22 protein-coding genes are annotated in these 16839 nt (G+C 69.2%); 15 read left to right on the forward strand and 7 right to left on the reverse strand.

The window, feature by feature from the left end; all coding sequences use genetic code 11:
• The first annotated feature begins 4 nt into the window (after window positions 1-4).
• Window positions 5-1291: a hemolysin family protein gene (locus tag ACIA8G_RS32020; protein ID WP_396422432.1), complete on the forward strand. Its 1287-nt coding sequence runs from the start codon at window positions 5-7 to the stop codon at window positions 1289-1291.
• Entirely contained in the window at window positions 1284-1616 is a 333-nt protein-coding gene (locus ACIA8G_RS32025) for a cytidine deaminase (protein WP_396422433.1), read from the forward strand. Before ACIA8G_RS32020 ends, ACIA8G_RS32025 begins: the two co-directional genes overlap by 8 nt.
• On the opposite strand, the gene ACIA8G_RS32030 is transcribed toward ACIA8G_RS32025, so the two are convergent.
• On the reverse strand, window positions 1613-2041 hold the full coding sequence (locus ACIA8G_RS32030) for an ester cyclase (protein WP_396422434.1): 429 nt from the start codon (window positions 2039-2041) through the stop codon (window positions 1613-1615). The genes ACIA8G_RS32025 and ACIA8G_RS32030 overlap by 4 nt on opposite strands.
• 134 nt (window positions 2042-2175) lie before the next feature.
• Here ACIA8G_RS32030 and era point away from each other — a divergent pair, with 134 nt between their 5' ends.
• The 7 genes from era (at window position 2176) to ACIA8G_RS32065 (ending at window position 7410) form a co-directional block, all read left to right on the forward strand.
• Window positions 2176-3072 (forward strand): GTPase Era, encoded by an 897-nt coding sequence (gene era / locus ACIA8G_RS32035; RefSeq protein ID WP_396422435.1) that lies wholly within the window; start codon window positions 2176-2178, stop codon window positions 3070-3072.
• Between the two features lie 163 nt (window positions 3073-3235).
• Entirely contained in the window at window positions 3236-3988 is a 753-nt protein-coding gene (recO, locus tag ACIA8G_RS32040) for a DNA repair protein RecO (protein WP_396422436.1), read from the forward strand.
• Between the two features lie 45 nt (window positions 3989-4033).
• Window positions 4034-4852, forward strand: a complete 819-nt coding sequence (locus ACIA8G_RS32045) for an isoprenyl transferase (protein ID WP_396422437.1) — start codon at window positions 4034-4036, stop codon at window positions 4850-4852.
• Window positions 4849-5247, forward strand: coding sequence for a YbjN domain-containing protein (locus ACIA8G_RS32050; RefSeq protein ID WP_396422438.1), 399 nt, complete (start codon window positions 4849-4851; stop codon window positions 5245-5247). The genes ACIA8G_RS32045 and ACIA8G_RS32050 overlap by 4 nt, the downstream gene beginning before the upstream one ends.
• A gap of 14 nt (window positions 5248-5261) precedes the next feature.
• On the forward strand, window positions 5262-5687 hold the full coding sequence (locus ACIA8G_RS32055; RefSeq protein WP_396422439.1) for a hypothetical protein: 426 nt from the start codon (window positions 5262-5264) through the stop codon (window positions 5685-5687).
• Window positions 5684-6694, forward strand: coding sequence for a permease (locus ACIA8G_RS32060; RefSeq protein ID WP_396422440.1), 1011 nt, complete (start codon window positions 5684-5686; stop codon window positions 6692-6694). Before ACIA8G_RS32055 ends, ACIA8G_RS32060 begins: the two co-directional genes overlap by 4 nt.
• Window positions 6691-7410 (forward strand): TIGR03943 family putative permease subunit, encoded by a 720-nt coding sequence (locus tag ACIA8G_RS32065; protein WP_396422441.1) that lies wholly within the window; start codon window positions 6691-6693, stop codon window positions 7408-7410. The genes ACIA8G_RS32060 and ACIA8G_RS32065 overlap by 4 nt, the downstream gene beginning before the upstream one ends.
• Here ACIA8G_RS32065 and ACIA8G_RS32070 read toward each other — a convergent pair.
• The 3 genes from ACIA8G_RS32070 to ACIA8G_RS32080 are packed head-to-tail and all read right to left on the reverse strand — an operon-like array spanning window position 7398 to window position 8439.
• Complete coding sequence (locus ACIA8G_RS32070; protein ID WP_396422442.1) at window positions 7398-7802, reverse strand: Fur family transcriptional regulator; 405 nt, start codon at window positions 7800-7802, stop codon at window positions 7398-7400. The genes ACIA8G_RS32065 and ACIA8G_RS32070 overlap by 13 nt on opposite strands.
• Window positions 7799-8149, reverse strand: coding sequence for an ArsR/SmtB family transcription factor (locus ACIA8G_RS32075; protein WP_396422443.1), 351 nt, complete (start codon window positions 8147-8149; stop codon window positions 7799-7801). The genes ACIA8G_RS32070 and ACIA8G_RS32075 overlap by 4 nt, the downstream gene beginning before the upstream one ends.
• Before the next feature lie 11 nt (window positions 8150-8160).
• Window positions 8161-8439: a hypothetical protein gene (locus ACIA8G_RS32080; protein WP_396422444.1), complete on the reverse strand. Its 279-nt coding sequence runs from the start codon at window positions 8437-8439 to the stop codon at window positions 8161-8163.
• A gap of 41 nt (window positions 8440-8480) precedes the next feature.
• On the opposite strand from ACIA8G_RS32080, the gene ACIA8G_RS32085 reads away from it, so the two are divergent.
• Complete coding sequence (locus ACIA8G_RS32085) at window positions 8481-8834, forward strand: antibiotic biosynthesis monooxygenase family protein (protein WP_396422445.1); 354 nt, start codon at window positions 8481-8483, stop codon at window positions 8832-8834.
• Here the strand turns inward: ACIA8G_RS32085 and ACIA8G_RS32090 are convergent.
• A complete protein-coding gene (locus ACIA8G_RS32090) occupies window positions 8831-9508 on the reverse strand; it encodes a tetratricopeptide repeat protein (RefSeq protein WP_396422446.1) in 678 nt (225 codons plus the stop codon). The genes ACIA8G_RS32085 and ACIA8G_RS32090 overlap by 4 nt on opposite strands.
• Window positions 9509-9601: 93 nt before the next feature.
• Here ACIA8G_RS32090 and ACIA8G_RS32095 point away from each other — a divergent pair, with 93 nt between their 5' ends.
• Both ACIA8G_RS32095 and ACIA8G_RS32100 read left to right on the forward strand, forming a co-directional pair.
• Window positions 9602-10987: a glycine--tRNA ligase gene (locus ACIA8G_RS32095; protein ID WP_396422836.1), complete on the forward strand. Its 1386-nt coding sequence runs from the start codon at window positions 9602-9604 to the stop codon at window positions 10985-10987.
• Window positions 10988-11058: 71 nt separating this feature from the next.
• Window positions 11059-11940 (forward strand): hypothetical protein, encoded by an 882-nt coding sequence (locus ACIA8G_RS32100; protein ID WP_396422447.1) that lies wholly within the window; start codon window positions 11059-11061, stop codon window positions 11938-11940.
• A 54-nt stretch (window positions 11941-11994) separates the two neighbouring features.
• Here ACIA8G_RS32100 and ACIA8G_RS32105 read toward each other — a convergent pair whose 3' ends face one another.
• Both ACIA8G_RS32105 and ACIA8G_RS32110 read right to left on the reverse strand, forming a co-directional pair.
• Entirely contained in the window at window positions 11995-12870 is an 876-nt protein-coding gene (locus ACIA8G_RS32105) for a serine hydrolase (RefSeq protein WP_396422448.1), read from the reverse strand.
• A 16-nt stretch (window positions 12871-12886) separates the two neighbouring features.
• Complete coding sequence (locus tag ACIA8G_RS32110; protein WP_396422449.1) at window positions 12887-13618, reverse strand: Type 1 glutamine amidotransferase-like domain-containing protein; 732 nt, start codon at window positions 13616-13618, stop codon at window positions 12887-12889.
• Between the two features lie 52 nt (window positions 13619-13670).
• Here ACIA8G_RS32110 and ACIA8G_RS32115 point away from each other — a divergent pair, with 52 nt between their 5' ends.
• The 3 genes from ACIA8G_RS32115 (at window position 13671) to ACIA8G_RS32125 (ending at window position 16829) form a co-directional block, all read left to right on the forward strand.
• On the forward strand, window positions 13671-14345 hold the full coding sequence (locus ACIA8G_RS32115; protein ID WP_396422450.1) for a YdcF family protein: 675 nt from the start codon (window positions 13671-13673) through the stop codon (window positions 14343-14345).
• Window positions 14345-15583 (forward strand): deoxyguanosinetriphosphate triphosphohydrolase, encoded by a 1239-nt coding sequence (locus ACIA8G_RS32120; protein ID WP_396422451.1) that lies wholly within the window; start codon window positions 14345-14347, stop codon window positions 15581-15583. The genes ACIA8G_RS32115 and ACIA8G_RS32120 overlap by 1 nt, the downstream gene beginning before the upstream one ends.
• A 238-nt stretch (window positions 15584-15821) precedes the next feature.
• Complete coding sequence (locus ACIA8G_RS32125; protein ID WP_396422452.1) at window positions 15822-16829, forward strand: serpin family protein; 1008 nt, start codon at window positions 15822-15824, stop codon at window positions 16827-16829.
• Window positions 16830-16839: the final 10 nt, after the last annotated feature.

Consider the following 16839-nt stretch of genomic DNA (forward strand, 5'->3'; position numbering starts at 1 on the left):
GGCCATGAGCGAGAGCCCAGCCAGTGTGATCGTGCTGGCCGTTGTGCTCGTGCTGGCGGCCGGTGTCTTCGCGTGTGTGGACGCCGCGCTCGGCACGGTGTCTCGCGCACGGGTGGAGGCACTGCAACGGCAGGGTCGTTGGGGCACCGGGCAACTGCTGCAGGTGCTCAACGACCGGCCGCGGCACGTCAACCTGTTGCTGCTGCTCCGCCTGTTCTGCGAGATGCTGGCGGCGGTGCTGGTCACGACGGTGTTCCTGCGGTACGTGGACCAGGACTGGACCGCGGTCCTGTACGCGTGCCTGAGCATGCTCGTCGCGTCCTACGTGCTCGTCGGCGTGGGGCCGCGCACCATCGGCCGTCAGCACCCGTACGGCGTGAGCCTGTTCGCCGCCGGCACGGTCCGGCAGCTCGGCCGGGTCCTGGGGCCGCTGAGCAAGCTGCTGATCCTCATCGGTAACGCGATCACGCCTGGTAAGGGCTTCCGCGAGGGCCCGTTCTCGTCCGAGGTGGAGCTGCGCGAGCTCGTCGACATGGCGCAGGAGCGCGGCGTCGTCGACGAGGGCGAGCGCGAGATGATCCACTCGGTGTTCGAACTGGGTGACACCATCGCCCGCGAGATCATGGTGCCGCGCACCGAGATCGTGTGGATCGAGCAGACGAAGTCGCTGCGGCAGGCGCTCGCGCTGTCGTTGCGCACCGGCTACACCCGCGTCCCGGTGATCGGCGAGAGCGTCGACGACGTGCTCGGCGTGGTGAACCTCAAGGACCTCATGCGGGCGACGCTCAACGATGAGGACCCAAAGAACGTCGCCGAGCTGATGCGCCCGGTGAGCTTCATCCCGGACAGCAAGCCGATCGCGGACCTGCTGCGCGAGATGCAGGTCTCCCGCAGGCACATCGCGATCGTGGTCGACGAGTACGGCGGCACCGCCGGCCTGCTGACCATCGAGGACATCCTCGAGGAGATCGTCGGCGAGATCACCGACGAGTCCGACACCGACGACCGCCCGCCGGTCGAGCACCTGCCCGACGGCGCGGTGCGGGTCAGCGCGCGGCTCGCCGTCGACGACCTGGACGCGCTGTTCGGCACCGAGCTGGACGACCACGAGGTCGAGACCGTCGGCGGCCTGCTCGCGCAACGGCTCGGGCGCGTGCCGCTGCCCGGCACCGAGGCGGAGATCGCCGGGCTGCGCATGCGGGCCGAGGGCGGCAAGGACGAACGCGGCCGCATCCGCGTCACCACTGTGCTCGTGCGACCCGTGCAGAAGGAGAACGAAGACGATGAGTGAGCTCGACCCCGAGAACGCCAAGCTCGTGACGCTCGCGAGGTCGGTCCGTGCGCGCAACGGCGCCGCGGAGGGCGCGGCCGTGCGGGACCTCGACGGCCGCACCTACAACGCGTCCACGGTCGCGTTGCCGTCGCTGAAGCTGACCGCGCTCCAGGCCGCCGTCGCCGCCGCCGTGTCGAGCGGCGCCGAGGGCCTGGAGGCGGCGGTCGTCGTCACCGAGGCGTCCGGGGTGGACGAGGAGTCGCTGGCGGCGGTACGGGACCTGAGCGCCTCGGCGCCGGTCTTCCTCGCCGACACGGCTGGAGAGCTGCGCAAACAGCTCTAGGCGGGCATCAGGCCCAGCTGCATCATCATGCCCGCGGCGTCCGGGTGGGTGTGGAACTCGGTGATCCGGCCGTTCTCGGCCTTCATGAAGTAGGTCCCGCGGCTGGTCACCGACTTGCCGGTCGGCGGGATCTCCATGCCGCCCATGGCGAGCGTGCCGGTGTTGGTGCCGGTGAACTCGAGCTCACAGGCGATCTGGTCGTCGGCGCAGACCACGTTGGTCGTGCGGATGTGCATGTCCGGGAACGCGGTGAACCAGGCCTGCGTGTAGGCGCGGGCCGCGTCCCGCGTGCGCATCGGGTCCGGGGTGGTGTCGTCGATCCACACGAAGTCGTCGGCCAGCAGCTTCACGAACCCGTCGGTGTCGTGGCGGTCCCACGCGCCGATGCCTTCGACGTTCAGGCGCTCAAGGTCTTCTCTCGACATGTCCCATCTCCTCGTGCTCGAACTACGAGTGGAGTGCGGGGGACACGGCGGTCAGCGTGCGCCCGTGCGCCTGTCCGGACCAGTGCCGGAAGGCCCCGCGAACGGCCATAACCAGCGAAGGGGACAATGGGCGGATGGATGGTTACCGCTCCGGGTTCGCGTGCTTCGTCGGCCGCCCGAACGCAGGGAAGTCGACGCTGACGAACGCGCTGGTGGGCACGAAGGTCGCCATCACGTCGAGCAAGCCGCAGACCACCCGGCACACGATCCGGGGCATCGTGCACCGCGAGGACGGCCAGCTCGTGCTGGTCGACACCCCGGGGTTGCACCGGCCGCGCACGCTGCTCGGCCAGCGGCTCAACGACCTGGTGCGCGAGACGTGGTCCGAGGTCGACGTCGTCGGCTTCTGCGTGCCCGCGGACCAGAAGGTCGGCCCCGGTGACAAGTTCATCGCCGCCGAGCTGGAGAAGGTCGCCAAGCGCACGCCGGTGGTCGGCATCGTCACCAAGACCGACCTGGTGTCGCAGCAGCAGGTGATGGAGCAGCTGCTCTCCCTGCAGAAGGTCATGGAGTTCGCCGAGATCATCCCGGTGTCCGCGGTGGACGGCTTCCAGGTCGACAAGCTGAGCGACCTGCTGCTGCAGAAGCTGCCGGAGGGCCCGCAGCTGTTCCCGGACGGCGACCTGACCGACGAGCCGGAGCAGACCCTGGTCGCCGAGCTGATCCGCGAGGCCGCGCTGGAGGGCGTGCGCGACGAGCTGCCGCACTCCATCGCCGTGGTCGTCGAGGAGATGGCGCCGCGCGAGGGCCGCGACGACCTGATCGACATCCACGCGTTCGTGTTCGTGGAGCGGCCGTCGCAGAAGGCGATCATCCTGGGCCACCGGGGTGAGCGGCTCAAGCAGGTCGGCATCGCGTCCCGCAAGCAGATCGAGGCGCTGCTCGGCACCCGCGTGTACCTGGACCTGCACATCAAGATCGCCAAGGACTGGCAGCGCGATCCGAAACAGCTGCGCCGCCTAGGTTTCTAGTGCCGCGACCACCAGCCTTCGCCGCGTCTTCCGGCGCTCAGCAGGGCGCCTCGCGGCACCGGCCCCGCGCCCCCGTACAACCAGTACGAGGACGCGGGGCCGGCACCGCGATGCACCCGTCTGAACGTCGAAATACGAGGCAAAGGCTGGAGGCCACGGCACTATGGCGAACCTGTACCGCGACACCGGAATCGTGCTGCGCGTGCAGAAGCTCGGTGAAGCGGACCGGATCATCACCTTCCTGACCCAGCGGCACGGCAAGCTCCGCGCCGTGGCCAAGGGCGTGCGCCGCACCACGTCGAAGTTCGGCGCGCGGCTGGAGCCGTTCTGCCACGTCGACGTGCAGTTCCACCCCGGCCGCTCGCTCGACATCATCACGCAGGTGCAGACGCTGGACGCGTTCGGCGTGGGGATCGTCAACGACTACCAGCGCTACACGGCCGCGTGCGCGATCTTGGAGACCGCGGACCGCCTCACCGCCGAAGAGGGCGAACCGGCCGTGCGGCTCTATCTGCTGGTCACGGGTGCGCTGCGCGCGTTGTCGGCCGGAGAGCGGGACCCGTCGCTGCTGCTGGACGCGTTCCTGATGCGTGCGATGGCGTTCGCCGGGTGGGCGCCTGCGGTGAACGAGTGCGCGAAGTGCGGCACGCCCGGCCCGCACAAGGCGTTCAGCGTCCAGGCCGGTGGCACGTGCTGCCCGAACTGCCGCCCGCCCGGCTCGGCCTCGCCGTCGTCGGACACGCTGACGTTGCTCTCGGCGCTGCTGCACGGCGAGTGGAACGTGGTCGACGAGATCCCGCACGCCGCGCGTCGTGATGCGAGTGGGCTGGTCGCGGCGCACTTGCAGTGGCACCTCGAACGCCAGCTCCGGTCGTTGCCTCTGGTCGAGCGCAAAGCCAAAGCTGACGACGGCTAATCTGGCGGCTACCGATCACGGTTTTCAGAAAGGATGTCCAGTCCCATGCTGCGTCGTCGCCGCTCCGAGCGTGAGAAGCGCGTCCCGCGCCCGCCGGAGCCGCACCCGTCCGGCGCGATGCCTCCGCGGATTCCCGTCGAGTTCGTCCCCAAGCACATCGCGATCGTGATGGACGGCAACGGCCGTTGGGCGAACCAGCGCGGACTGTCACGCGTCGAGGGCCACAAGCGTGGCGAACAGGTCGTGGTCGAGGTCGCCAAGGGTGCGATCGAGATGGGCGTCAAGTGGCTGTCGTTGTACGCCTTCTCCACCGAGAACTGGCGCCGCAGCCCCGAAGAGGTCCGCTTCCTGATGGGCTTCTCCCGCGACGTGATCCACCACCGCACCGACGAGCTCGACGAGCTGGGTGTGCGGGTGCGCTGGTCCGGTCGCCGGCCGCGGTTGTGGCGCAGCGTCATCAAGGAGCTGGAGGTCGCGGAGGAGCGCACCCGCGACAACGACCAGCTCAACCTCGCGATGTGCATCAACTACGGCGGCCGCGCCGAGATCGGTGACGCCGCCCGCGAGATCGCGCGCCTCGCCGCCGCCGGGCAGATCAACCCGGACAAGGTCGACGAGAGGACCCTCGCGCGGTACCTCTACCAGCCCGAGATGCCGGACGTGGACCTGTTCATCCGGCCCTCCGGCGAGCAGCGGACCTCGAACTTCCTGCTCTGGCAGTCCGCGTACGCCGAGCTGGTGTTCCAGGACATCCTGTGGCCCGACTTCGACCGCCGCGACCTGTGGCGCGCCTGCGAGAAGTTCGCCGAGCGCGACCGGCGCTTCGGTGGTGCGATCGACAAGCCCGATTCGGAGGTGTCGTGAACGCGACCGGTGACGCGCTCGAGGCGGCGCGCAAGGCGCTGGAGCTGTTCCACGACGTGTCCGTCGACGACGACGGCGCGCTGAGCTTCCGCCACGGTGACGTGCCCTGCGCGGTGCAGGGCATGGAGCTGGCCGACGGGCTGACCGTGCTCTCGCTGACGGTCGTGGTGGCGTGGGACCTGGTCGGCGACGTGTCTGTGTGGGTGGCAGAACGCGCTGGTCAGGGCCTCTTCGGCACCCTCGGCGTCATTCCGTCCGAACGAGGGACGGACGTGATGCTGCGGTATGCGTTCCCGGCGGACGGCCTCAAGCCCGAGCCGCTGAGCACGCTGCTCATGCTGGTCGTGTCGACCGCCTCGCAGGTGCGCGGCGAACTCCTCTCCCGCTTTTCTTGAGAAAGGACCCTTCCATGGGTGGCGTGATCATTTACGAGCCGGAAGAGGATGCGGACGTCAACGAGTTCCCGTGGACCGTGACGTTCGAGCCGTCCGGTGGCGACGAGTGGGACTCGTTCATCTGCGGCCCCTACGAGCGTGACCACGCCGTCGCGCTGGCCGAGGCCGTGGCGCTGGAGGACGCCGAGGGCGGTGTGCTGGCCATCGTGAAGCCGATGCTGCCCGCGTTCAGCGCCGAGGACGTCTCCGCCACGATCGAGGAGCTGCGCGAGGCCGAGCTCGAAGAAGAAGAGGTCGACGACACCGTCAACGGCACTCCCGTCGACTTCGACGACGACGACCTCGAAGAGGAAGACGCCGAGTTCGCCGAGCCGCCCTCGGCCGAGGAGATCCGCGCGGGAATGGAGCGCACCTACCGCAGGCTCCTGGACACCGAATGACGATCACCGGCGAGATCCGCTCGTCGAAGCGGCGCTCGGGCCCGCCTCGGCTGAAGATCACGTCGTTGGAGGTGCTGTGCGGGATCCTCGTTCTCGCACTGCTCTTCCAGTCTCGTCTCGTGGACATCCTCGACGTGCCGAAGCTGCGCACCGCGTCCACGGTGTTCGTGGCGATCTGCGTGCAGGCCATGCCGTTCCTGGTGCTGGGCGTGCTGATCTCGGGCGCCATCGCGGCGTTCGTGCCGGCCTCCGCGTTGCGTCGCCTGCTGCCGTCGAAGACCGCCTTGGCGGTGCCGGTGGCGGGCGTCGCGGGCATCGCGCTGCCGGGCTGTGAGTGCGCCTCGGTGCCGGTGGCCCGCCGCTTGATGCAGCAGGGCGTCGCACCGGCCGTGGCGCTGACGTTCCTGCTGGCCGCGCCCGCGGTGAACCCGATCGTGCTGGTGTCGACGGCGGTGGCGTTCAACGACACCCCGATGATGGTCGTCGCGCGGTTCGTGGGCTCGTTGCTGACCGCGATGGTCATGGGCTGGCTGTGGGTGAAGTTCGGCAAGGCCGAGTGGATCGCCGAGCGCGCCCTGGCCCGCATGCAGGACCACCCCGGTACGTCGAAGTGGGCGGTCTTCGCCGAGAGCGCGCGCCACGACCTGGTGGACGCCGGCGGATTCCTGGTGCTGGGCGGGCTGTTCGCGGCGATGTTCAAGACGTTCGTGCCGACGGCCTGGATGCAGACCATCGGCGGCCAGATCGTCCTGGGCGTGCTGGTGATGGCCTTCCTGGCCGTGATCCTGGCGCTGTGCTCGGAGGCGGACGCGTTCGTCGCGGTGGCGTTCTCCGCGCTGCCCCTGTTGCCGCGCCTGGTGTTCCTCGTCGTCGGCCCCGCGGTCGACGTGAAGCTGATCGCGCTGCAGGCGGGTGCGTTCGGCAAGTCCTTCGCGTTCCGGTTCGCACCGGCTACGTTCGTCGTGGCGATCTTGTGCGCGGTGGTGACAGGAGTGGTGCTGCTGTGAGGCGGGAAACCCAGAACATCCTGCTGGTGCTGCTCGGCGGCGCCCTGCTGAAGATCAGCTTCTCGGGCCTGTACCTCAGGTACGTGCAGAAGGGCCTGCTGCCGCTGCTCATCGCCGCCGGCACGATCATGATCGGTCTCGCGGTGTTCGCGATCGTCCGCGACATCCGGCGGGGCCAGGCCGCCTCGGCAGATGACCACGGCGCCGACGAGCACGAGCACTCGCACTCTTCACGGTCGACGTGGCTGATGCTGCTGCCGGTGCTGGCGGTGTTCCTGATCTCGCCACCGGCTCTGGGCGGCGACGTGGTCGGGTCGGCCGCGGACACGAACCAGACGCAGCGGTCCCGCAACCTGCTCGGCGAACTGCCGTCCGGCGACGTGATCCCGTTGTCCATGACGGAGTTCGTCACGCGCACGGCGTGGGACGAGTCCGGGACGCTGGACAACCGCCGGGTGAAGCTGACCGGGTTCCTCACGCGCGCGGACGGCGACACGTTCATCGCGCGGCTCGCGATCTCGTGCTGTGCGGCCGATGCCCGGCCGTTGAAGGCGAAGCTCGTCGGGGACGTGCCGTCGCTGCCGGACGAGCAGTGGGTGGAGCTGACCGGTCAGGTCGTGCCGAAGTCCGCCTCCGAGAAGAACTCCTGGGTGCCGAGCTTCACGGTGGAGTCCGCGAACGCGGTGGCCGAACCGGTCGAGCCCTACGAGAGCTGAGCGCTCTTCGCCGCACACTCCGCGCACGTGCCGAAGATCTCGACGGTGTGGCTGACCTCGGAGAAGCCGTTCTCGGCGGCGACGCGGTCGGCCCACTTCTCGACGGCAGGGCCCTCCACCTCGACTGTGCGGCCGCAGTGGCGGCACACGAGGTGATGGTGGTGGTGGGTGGAGCAACGGCGGTAGATCGCCTCGCCTGAGTCGGTGCGCAGGACGTCGACCTGGCCGGCGTCCGCGAGCGACTGCAGGGTGCGGTAGACCGTGGTGAGGCCGATGCCCTCACCGCGGCGGCGTAGTTCCTCGTGCAGCTCCTGAGCGCTGCGGAAGTCGTCGAGCTGGTCGAGCAGGTTCGAGACTGCCGTGCGCTGCCTGGTGGACCTGAGTCCGGTCACAACTTCTCCTCGACGTGCGTCACCGCGTCCACCACGATGTGCGCCAGGTGTTCGTCCACGAGCCGGTAGACGACCTCGCGGCCATGCCTCTCTCCGTGCACCACGCCCGCGGACTTCAGCACGCGCAGGTGCTGGCTGATCAGCGGCTGGGCGACGCCCAGTGCCTCGACCAGCTCGTGCACGCACCGGTCGTGCTCCTGCAGTTGCAGCACGATGGCGATGCGGACCGGGGCGGCGAGTGCGCGCAGCAGATCACCCGCGGCGGCCAGGGTGTGCGCGGCGCGTGGTGGCGCGGGCGCGGGAGCCTGGCGTTCGGGGGAGTGCTCGCCGTGCAGCTGTACGGTCATGGCGGCACACCTCACTTGGTAGGGATTTTCACAACCAATTCTAGTGCGATGACCACGAGTACCAGCAGGACCACCACGCGCAATGTGCGCTGAGCTGGGGAAAGCACCCCCCAGGTGGCGGCCAGCAGTGCGATGGCGCCGACGATGAGCACCCCCAGCAGCACCGCGCCGAGTGTGCCGCCGACGAGGACGCCCGTGACGAAGAGGCCTAGCACGACCACGAACGCCACGACCGGGCGCACTCGCGCGAGAGGGCCTTCGCCGGGCAGAAGAGGGCGCTTGGAATTCACTCTGCCATCCTTGCACCGTGCTTCTTGTGTGCCGTTTCCGCGTGTCCGATCCCGAGGCGTTCACCTCCCGCGTCGAGCAGGCGCTGAAGCTGCTGACCGCTCAGCCGGGGTGTCACCGGGGCACGCTGGCGCGGTCCACGGACGAGGACGACCGCTGGGTGCTGACGGTCGAGTTCGAGTCCGTGGTGGCCTATCGGCGGGCGATGTCGCCGTTCCCCGTCCGGGAGCACGTGATCCCGTTGCTGTCCGAGGCGCTGACGGACGAGCCCGCGATGTACGAGCCGACGTTGACCAGCGCCGACGGCCAGGTCGACGAGCACACGAGCCTGCTCGCCGAGGACGCGTTCACGGTGCGGCTCGGTGAGGCCGGCGGGCCGGCCACCCCGCGTTTCTAGAGCTGGGCGGCGATGGCTTCCATCTCCTTGACCCACTCCTCCTGCGAGTCGTGGGGCAGGAGCTCCAGCGCCTTGCGGGCTGCCTCGGCGGCTTCCTCGTTGCGGCCGAGCGCGTGCAGCGTCTTGGCCTTGCCGCTCTCCGCGTACGCCTCCGGCGTCTTCTCGAACGCGTCCAGCGCCTCGTCGAAGCGCCCGTTCTCGAAGTAGAACCAGCCGAGGTTGTTGTGCAGCGGGCCGAGCCAGCGGACCAGCTCGGGGTTCGCCACGACCAGTTCGAGGCCCTGCTTGGTCCACTTCTCCGGGTCGTCGACCAGTGACGCCATGTGCGCGGCGTCGACCGCCAGCGACAGGTCACCGCGGGTCTTGGCGAGGATGAACGCCGCCACGAACAGCGGTTGCGCGGCCTCGGGGTCACCTCCCGAGCGGTGCAGCCTGCCGCGTTCGAGCAACACCCGCACGCGGCCCGTCGAGTCGGGGGCGACGAGGGTCTCCGCCTCGTCGACCAGAGCGTGACCTGCGGCGAAGTTCTCCCGCAGGCCCTCGACGCGGGCCAGCTGGGTCAGCACCTCAGCGCGCTCGTCGTCGGTCTCCACGTTGTTCAGGAACGCGCGGAACCGCGCCTCGGTGCCGTCCAGGTCGGCGAAGTCCCACAGCTCTCGCAGCCGGTCTTCCATTCCTGCAGCGTAAGGCTCCGGTCGCCCGTTCGGGGCGCAACGTGACGGGCTAGGCTTGAGGCCCCGAATCTGATTCCCCCGATGGAGTTCCCGTTGGCCGCCGATCGTATTGAGACCGTTGTCAGCCTCTGCAAGCGCAGAGGGTTCGTCTACCCGTGCGGGGAGATCTACGGCGGTACCCGCTCGGCGTGGGACTACGGACCCCTCGGCGTCGAGCTCAAGGACAACATCAAGCGCCAGTGGTGGAACTTCATGGTCCGCGGCCGCGAGGACGTCGTGGGCCTGGACTCGTCGGTGATCCTCCCGCGTGACGTGTGGGTCGCCTCCGGTCACGTCGAGGCGTTCGTCGACCCGCTGGTCGAGTGCGAGTCGTGCCACAAGCGGTTCCGCGCGGACACGCTGTCCGAGGAGTACTCCGAGCGCACCGGCAAGGAGGTCGCCGAGGGCGACGTCTCCGACGTGCCGTGCCCGAACTGCGGCGTGCGCGGCCAGTACACCGAGCCGAAGATGTTCAACGGCCTGCTCAAGACGCACCTCGGTCCGATCGAGACCGAGGAGGGCCTGCACTACCTGCGCCCGGAGACCGCGCAGGGCATCTTCACGAACTTCCTGAACGTGCAGACGACGTCGCGCAAGAAGCCGCCGTTCGGCATCGGTCAGATCGGCAAGTCGTTCCGCAACGAGATCACGCCCGGCAACTTCATCTTCCGCACCCGCGAGTTCGAGCAGATGGAGATGGAGTTCTTCGTCGAGCCGGGCACGGACGAAGAGTGGCACCAGTACTGGATCGACGAGCGCACCCGCTGGTACACGGATCTGGGTGTGTCGAAGGAGAACCTGCGGCACTACGAGCACCCGCAGGAGAAGCTCTCGCACTACTCGAAGCGCACCGTCGACATCGAGTACCGCTTCCAGTTCGGCGGCCAGGAGTGGGGTGAGCTCGAGGGCATCGCGAACCGCACCGACTTCGACCTCACCACGCACTCGAACCACTCGGGCATCGACCTGTCGTACTTCGACCAGGCCACGAACTCGCGCTACAAGCCGTTCGTCATCGAGCCGGCCGCCGGTGTGGGCCGCCCGATGATGGCGTTCCTGCTCGAGGCGTACGTCGAGGACGAGGCGCCGAACGCCAAGGGGGGCGTGGACAAGCGCGTCGTGCTGAAGCTCGACCGCCGCCTCGCCCCGGTGAAGGCCGCGGTGCTGCCGCTGTCGCGCAACGCCGACCTGTCCCCGAAGGCCCGCGACCTCGCGACCGCGCTGCGCCGCAACTGGAACGTCGACTTCGACGACGCCGGTGCCATCGGCCGCCGCTACCGCCGCCAGGACGAGATCGGCACGCCGTTCTGCGTGACCGTCGACTTCGACACGCTCACCGACCACGCCGTGACGGTGCGGGAGCGCGACACGATGTCGCAGGAGCGGGTGGCGATGGATCAGCTGGAGTCGTACCTCGCGGCGCGCCTGATCGGCTGCTGACGGGCTTGCCTCTCCGGCGGGAATTCCTGCCGGAGAGGCAACAATTCGCCGCGCTGATGCGTGGTGAGTGCATGCGCGCACAGCGATTGAAGCGGATCGGCACCACGCTCGTCGGAGCGGGTGTCGCGCTGCTGGCCGGAATGGTCGTCGCGGCGCTGACCCTGCCGGTGACCGGGTACGCCGCCATGCAGGTGTGGGTCGCCGTGGGCGCGGTCGCGCTCGGGCCGCTCTACCTCGGACGGATCTTTCTCCGGTCGTCCCTGAACGAGGTGACCGACCGCCTCACCGTTCCCATGGGCATGTCGCCGGTGTTGGTCTGCGTCGCCGGCTTCGCCGTGCGGGACCACTACCTGGAACACCCGGACACGCCCATCACCGCGAGCACGGTGCTCTACGTCGTGGTGACCGTCCTGTCGCTGCTGCTGACCTGGCTGGGGCCGCTGACGATCGGGCCCCTGCTCGGGCCGGAGGAGCTCAGGACGCGCCCCGTCGACGTCCGCGCGCTCCGGGCGAAGGGCCGGAAGTTCGTCGTGATCGGCAGCCTGCTCACCGCCGGGCTCGCGGTGACCGGCGTGCTGCTGCCCGTGTCGCCGGGCGGGGACAACGTGCTGCTCGCCGCGCTCGGCATGATCATGGCCGGCTGCTCGGTCGTCACGGCTGTGCTGCTGACCCAGGTGAACGATCTGCGCGGCGGTTACCGGAGCTACCTGGTGACCTTCTGCCTGATCCTGGCCGGCATCGTGTGCGTGTATTCGGCAGGGCCCTTTTCGTACCTGCTTCTGGTGGTGTCCACGGTGGCCGGGATCGCGCACGTCCTGCTGTTCTTCGCGGCGCTGGTCGTCATCTGCCTTTGCGGGAACGTGCTCGCGCGGTTTCTCGGGCAGCACGGGGTGCTCCCGCCCAGTCGTCAGTGGCCGGCAGCCCAGCCGCACTCAGATGGAGTACCTCGATGACCAAGCCGGACGAGTCGCTCGGCACCAGCCTCTTTACTTCAGCAGCGCGGAAGATCAGCCGTTGACGCCCAGCTTCGCCAGCACGGCCGTGGTGACGGCATCGATCGACTGCCTGGCCGTGGTCCACGAACCGGTCGGGCTCGTGGTGAGCACGGCGATGGCGTAGCGGCTGTCGAGGACGCCCGCGCTGTGCAGGTAGACGTCGCTGGGCAGGTAGTACATCCAGCCCTGCTTGGCGTAGACGCCGGTGACGCCGAGCAGGCCGAACGCCTGGTCGAAGCCGTCGGCCGCGGTCGCGGGGGCCGAGGACAGGGCGGCGACGACAGCGTCGTGCACCGGCGACCCGCCGATGTACGCGTACAGCTTCACCATGTCGTTCGCGGTGATGACCACCTCGCCCCACTGCGACGGGTCGTCCGGGGCGTGGGTGCCGGTGAGACCTGCTTCGGCGGCGACGCGGCCGATCGCGTCCATGCCGTCGAACCTCGTCCACATGACGTCCATGGCGTTGTCGTCGCTCGCGCTCAACGCGCGGTCGATCAGGTCGTGGTCGGCGTCGGACAACGGCTGTTGCAACGCGTCGACGGCGAGGATCAGTTTCGACAGCGACGCCGAGTAGAACGGCTGGTCTCCCTGCTGCGAGACCGCCTGGCCGGACTCCAGGTCCATGACCGCGACGCCGACGTCGGACCTGCCGCCCGCCGCGGCGATATCCGATATATCAGCGGCTGATATATCGGATATCGCGGAGCTCGTACCCGTATCCGACATATCAGGGCTGGCATGCGATATATCGGTGTCCGCGTCGCCCGTGTCCAGTACATCGGGGCCGCGGGTGACTGATATATCGGTTCCGTGGGCGCGGCACGCCGTGGCATCCGGGACCGCGAAAACGGTCGCCGTGAGGAGAAGGATCAGAGCCCAGCGCACACTTCCAAGGTCCGCGTCACAGGAGCCTGGTGTCGAGCTTTTCCTCCTGTGCGGTTGCTGAAGAATCCTCCCTGACCACCACATATGCGCCGCTGCCGGACCGCTCGGTCACCGCTTCGACGAGCTTGGTGCCGCGGTACAGCAGGCCGACTCCGTCGTCGGTGCAGTAGGTCGTCGGCAGCACGCCCGCGGCCACCGCCTCGTGGATCTTCGGGCGGCGGGCCTCCTCGGAGTCGTAGTGCACGCCGTTGCCGTAGGGCAGGAAGCCCAGGCCGTTCGTGACGATGCGCAGGTCCGGGCCGAACGAGTCGGTCGCGCCGCCCGCGTGCCAGCAGATCGAGCCCGCCGACACGCCGCTGAGCACCACGCCGGCCTCCCACGCCGTGCGGAAGACCGCGCCGAGACCGTGCACCTCCCACACCGCGAGCAGGTTCGCGACCGAGCCGCCGCCCACCCACACGACGTCGCTGGACAGCACGAAGTCCTCGAGGTCGTCGGTCGGCGGCATCGTGAAGAGGTTCAGCACCGACACGTCGACGCCCGCGACGCTGCCGGCTTCCGCCATGTTCGCGTTCATGTGCCGCTGGTCGCCGCCGGCGGTGCCGACGTAGCAGAGCCGCGGCCTGCGTCCCTCCACGCCGGACAGGTCCAGGGCGAAGTGGATCAGCTTGCCGAATTCCAGCAAGGTCCGGTGGCCGGGGCGGAGGCCTCCGGACGTGGCGAGGATGGTGGGCTGCTCAGCAGGCATGAAAGTGATCCTTGCAGGGGCGTCAACGCGAGACCCGTCAGGTTCTGGAAGCATGCAAAGGGTGCGGACCAAGCCACTCACACCCCTGGGCAGGATTCGACGGATCTTGTTGCGACTGTTCTTCGGCGCGCTGGTGATGGGCGTGCTCGTGGTCGGCGGCACGGCGTTTCGCGTGTGGCAGGTCGCGCGCGTAGATGATTGGACGAAGGCTGACCTGGCGATCGTGCTCGGCGCGGCGCAGTACAACGGCGTCCCGTCCGACGTGCTCGAGGCCCGCCTCCAGCACGCGCTCGGCCTCTACGAGCAGGGCGTCGTCGGGTACATCGCCACGACCGGTGGCCGTCAGCCGGGTGACAACTTCACCGAGGGCCAGGTCGGCAAGTTGTGGCTGGTCAAGCGTGGTGTCCCGGAGGACCGCGTGCTGCAGGTCGGCGAGGGCGCGGACACGCTCGGCTCGTTGCGGGCCGTCGCGTCGGTCGCGCACGAGCGCAGCCTGAAGACCGCCGTGATCGTCAGCGACCCGTGGCACTCGCTGCGCGCCCGCACGATGGCCGAGGACGCCGGTCTGCACACCTGGACGTCGCCGACCCGCAGCGGCCCGAACGTGCAGACGCGCGAGACGCAGTGGTTCTACATCAAGCGGGAGACCGGAGCGTTGCTGTACTACCGCCTGATGAAGGCGCACGCGGGAGTGTTCGACGAGCTCAAGCTCCCTAAAATCGGCTGATGGGATACACCGGCCACGACGCGGAGCGCCTGCTCACCGAGGAACCGAAGACCGCCGCGCTGCCCGGTGCCCGCACGGAGCAGCGTTCCCCGTTCTCCCGCGACCGGGCGCGCGTGCTGCACTCCGCGGCCCTGCGCAGGCTCGCGGGCAAGACCCAGGTCGTCGGCCCCGGTGAAGGCTCCGAAGTGACCGGTGTGCCGCGCACGCGCCTCACGCACTCGTTGGAGGTCGCGCAGATCGGCCGCGGCATCGGTGAGGAACTCGGCTGCGACCCGGACATCGTCGACACCGCCGGCCTCGCGCACGACATCGGGCATCCGCCGTTCGGCCACAACGGCGAGAGGGCGCTGAACGAACTCGCCGGCCCGTGTGGCGGCTTCGAGGGCAACGCGCAGACGTTCCGCATCCTCGCCCGCCTGGAGCCCAAGTCCGCGCACGGGCTGAACCTCACGCGCGCTGTGCTCGACGCCTCGACGAAGTACCCGTGGACGCGCACGCCGGGCACGGTGAAGTTCGGCGTGTACGACGACGACCTCGAAGTGTTCGAGTGGATGCGCGCGGGTGCGCCGGAACGAGAGCGGTGCATCGAGGCGCAGGTGATGGACTGGGCCGACGACGTGGCGTACTCGGTGCACGACGTCGAGGACGGCGTGCTGGCCCACCGCATCAGCCTCGGCGCGCTGGCCCGCCCCGACGAACGTGCCGCGATCGCGTCGCTCGCCGCGAAGACGTTCTCCGACGAGTCCGTGGCGACCCTCGAAGCCACCGCCGAGGAACTGCTCACGCTGCCGGTGATCGGGTACTGGACCGGGCACGAGTACGACGGCTCGCTCGGCGCGCAGGTCGCGCTGAAGAACCTCACCAGCGAACTGGTCGGCCGCTTCGCCAGTGCGGCCGTGACGGCCACCCGCGAGGTGCACGGCGACGGCGCGCTCACCAGGTACTCGGCGGCGCTGGAGGTCCCGCGGCAGGTGGCGGCGGAGGTGGCGCTGCTCAAGGCGATGGCCGTCCGGTACGTGATGAGCGACCCGGCCCGCCTCGCCATGCAGGCCACACAACGCGAGCTGATCGCCGACCTCGTCACCCGGCTGATGGAGCGCCCGACGTTGCTCGACCCCGCGTTCCGCCCGGTTTTCGCGGCCGCTTCCTCTTACGCCGCACGGCTTCGCGTCGTCGTCGACCAGGTAGCGCTGCTCACCGACGCGCAGGCCGTGGCCTGGCACCGCGCATCGGCGTAGCTTCGAGGGCATGGCGGAGGAGAAGAGACCGCCAGGCCGACGCTGGCCGTGGCGGAGACCGACCAGGGAAGCCGTTCCCGCGGGCTTCGACGACGATGGGGACGACGACGGTAGCGCCGGTGTGCGCGAACCTCGGATTCCCAAGCCACCAGGGCCGATGGGAGGTGCGGGGGAACGGCCCGTTCCGGAAGAGCCGGTGGCGATCACGTTGCCGGATCCACGTCATTAGGGAGATCCCGTGACCGATCAGGCCGACTTCGCACTGACCACGCACCGCGTCGCCGTGCCGGATCCGTCCTCGAACGCGTGCTGGTCGCCGTACTCGGTGGCCAGTGCGCTCGCGCTGGCCCGCGAGGCCGCCCGCGGCGAGACCCGCGCCGAACTCGACGCGCTGCTCGCCGGCTTCGACCCCGCCGACGCACTCGACGTGCCCGAACTGGCCGTCGCGAACACGCTGTGGGCCGACGACTACCTGGCCCTGAACCCGGACTTCTCGCTCGCGTCCGCGGTGCGGCGCACCGCGTTCTCCGACCCGGCGACCGTCCGCAAGCTCGTCAACACCGACGTGGCCGAGACCACCCGCGGCCTGATCCCCGAACTGCTGACGAGCGCGCCGCCACCGGACGCCGCCGCGATCATCGTCAACGCCCTGTACCTCAAGGTGGGCTGGCTCAACCGGTTCCCGGCGTTCGACACCCAGCTCAGGCCGTTCCACTCGCCGGGCGGCGACATCTCCGTGCCGACGATGCGCGTGACGGAGAAGTTCCGCTACGCCCGCCACCCCGGCTGGCAGACGGTCGTGCTGCCCGCGGCCTCGGGCGTGGAGGCCGTGATCCTGCTGCCGGACACGTCACTGGAGCAGCCGCTCGACCCGTCGGTCCTGCAGGCGGCCACCTCGGTGAACCTGGAGCTGTCACTGCCCAAAGTGGACGTTCGGGAGAAGTTCCAGCTGAAGGAAGTGCTGGAACAGCTGGGGGTCCGGCGCATGTTCGCGAAGAACGCCGACTTCAGCGGGCTCTCGGAGGACGAGCGGCTGTTCGTGGACGACGTGATCCACGAGGCCGTGCTGCGCCTGGACGAGGAGGGCCTCGAAGGCGCGGCGGCCACCGCCATCACGTTCCGGACGGTGTCCGTGGAGATGCCAGCCGAGCCGATCGTGGTGCAGGTGGACCGGCCGTTCCTGCTGGCCGTCCGGCACGCGCGGTCCGGCGCGATCTACTTCCTCGCGCAGGTCGCCTCTCCGTAATCACTTCTGC

Origin of the sequence: Lentzea sp. NPDC051213 (genome assembly GCF_044455585.1) — a bacterium.
GTDB lineage: Bacteria > Actinomycetota > Actinomycetes > Mycobacteriales > Pseudonocardiaceae > Lentzea.

Excerpts from the sequence above, each read along its gene's own strand:
- ACIA8G_RS32090 (WP_396422446.1), bottom strand. The coding sequence starts at position 9,508 with ATGGAAGACCGGCTGCGAGAGCTGTGGGACTTCGCCGACCTGGACGGC.
- recO (WP_396422436.1), top strand. The coding sequence starts at position 3,236 with ATGGCGAACCTGTACCGCGACACCGGAATCGTGCTGCGCGTGCAGAAG.
- ACIA8G_RS32100 (WP_396422447.1), top strand. The coding sequence starts at position 11,059 with ATGCGCGCACAGCGATTGAAGCGGATCGGCACCACGCTCGTCGGAGCG.
- ACIA8G_RS32030 (WP_396422434.1), bottom strand. The coding sequence starts at position 2,041 with ATGTCGAGAGAAGACCTTGAGCGCCTGAACGTCGAAGGCATCGGCGCG.
- ACIA8G_RS32025 (WP_396422433.1), top strand. The coding sequence starts at position 1,284 with ATGAGTGAGCTCGACCCCGAGAACGCCAAGCTCGTGACGCTCGCGAGG.
- ACIA8G_RS32045 (WP_396422437.1), top strand. The coding sequence starts at position 4,034 with ATGCTGCGTCGTCGCCGCTCCGAGCGTGAGAAGCGCGTCCCGCGCCCG.
- ACIA8G_RS32020 (WP_396422432.1), top strand. The coding sequence starts at position 5 with ATGAGCGAGAGCCCAGCCAGTGTGATCGTGCTGGCCGTTGTGCTCGTG.
- ACIA8G_RS32115 (WP_396422450.1), top strand. The coding sequence starts at position 13,671 with ATGCAAAGGGTGCGGACCAAGCCACTCACACCCCTGGGCAGGATTCGA.
- era (WP_396422435.1), top strand. The coding sequence starts at position 2,176 with ATGGATGGTTACCGCTCCGGGTTCGCGTGCTTCGTCGGCCGCCCGAAC.
- ACIA8G_RS32110 (WP_396422449.1), bottom strand. The coding sequence starts at position 13,618 with ATGCCTGCTGAGCAGCCCACCATCCTCGCCACGTCCGGAGGCCTCCGC.
- ACIA8G_RS32055 (WP_396422439.1), top strand. The coding sequence starts at position 5,262 with ATGGGTGGCGTGATCATTTACGAGCCGGAAGAGGATGCGGACGTCAAC.
- ACIA8G_RS32060 (WP_396422440.1), top strand. The coding sequence starts at position 5,684 with ATGACGATCACCGGCGAGATCCGCTCGTCGAAGCGGCGCTCGGGCCCG.
- ACIA8G_RS32120 (WP_396422451.1), top strand. The coding sequence starts at position 14,345 with ATGGGATACACCGGCCACGACGCGGAGCGCCTGCTCACCGAGGAACCG.
- ACIA8G_RS32075 (WP_396422443.1), bottom strand. The coding sequence starts at position 8,149 with ATGACCGTACAGCTGCACGGCGAGCACTCCCCCGAACGCCAGGCTCCC.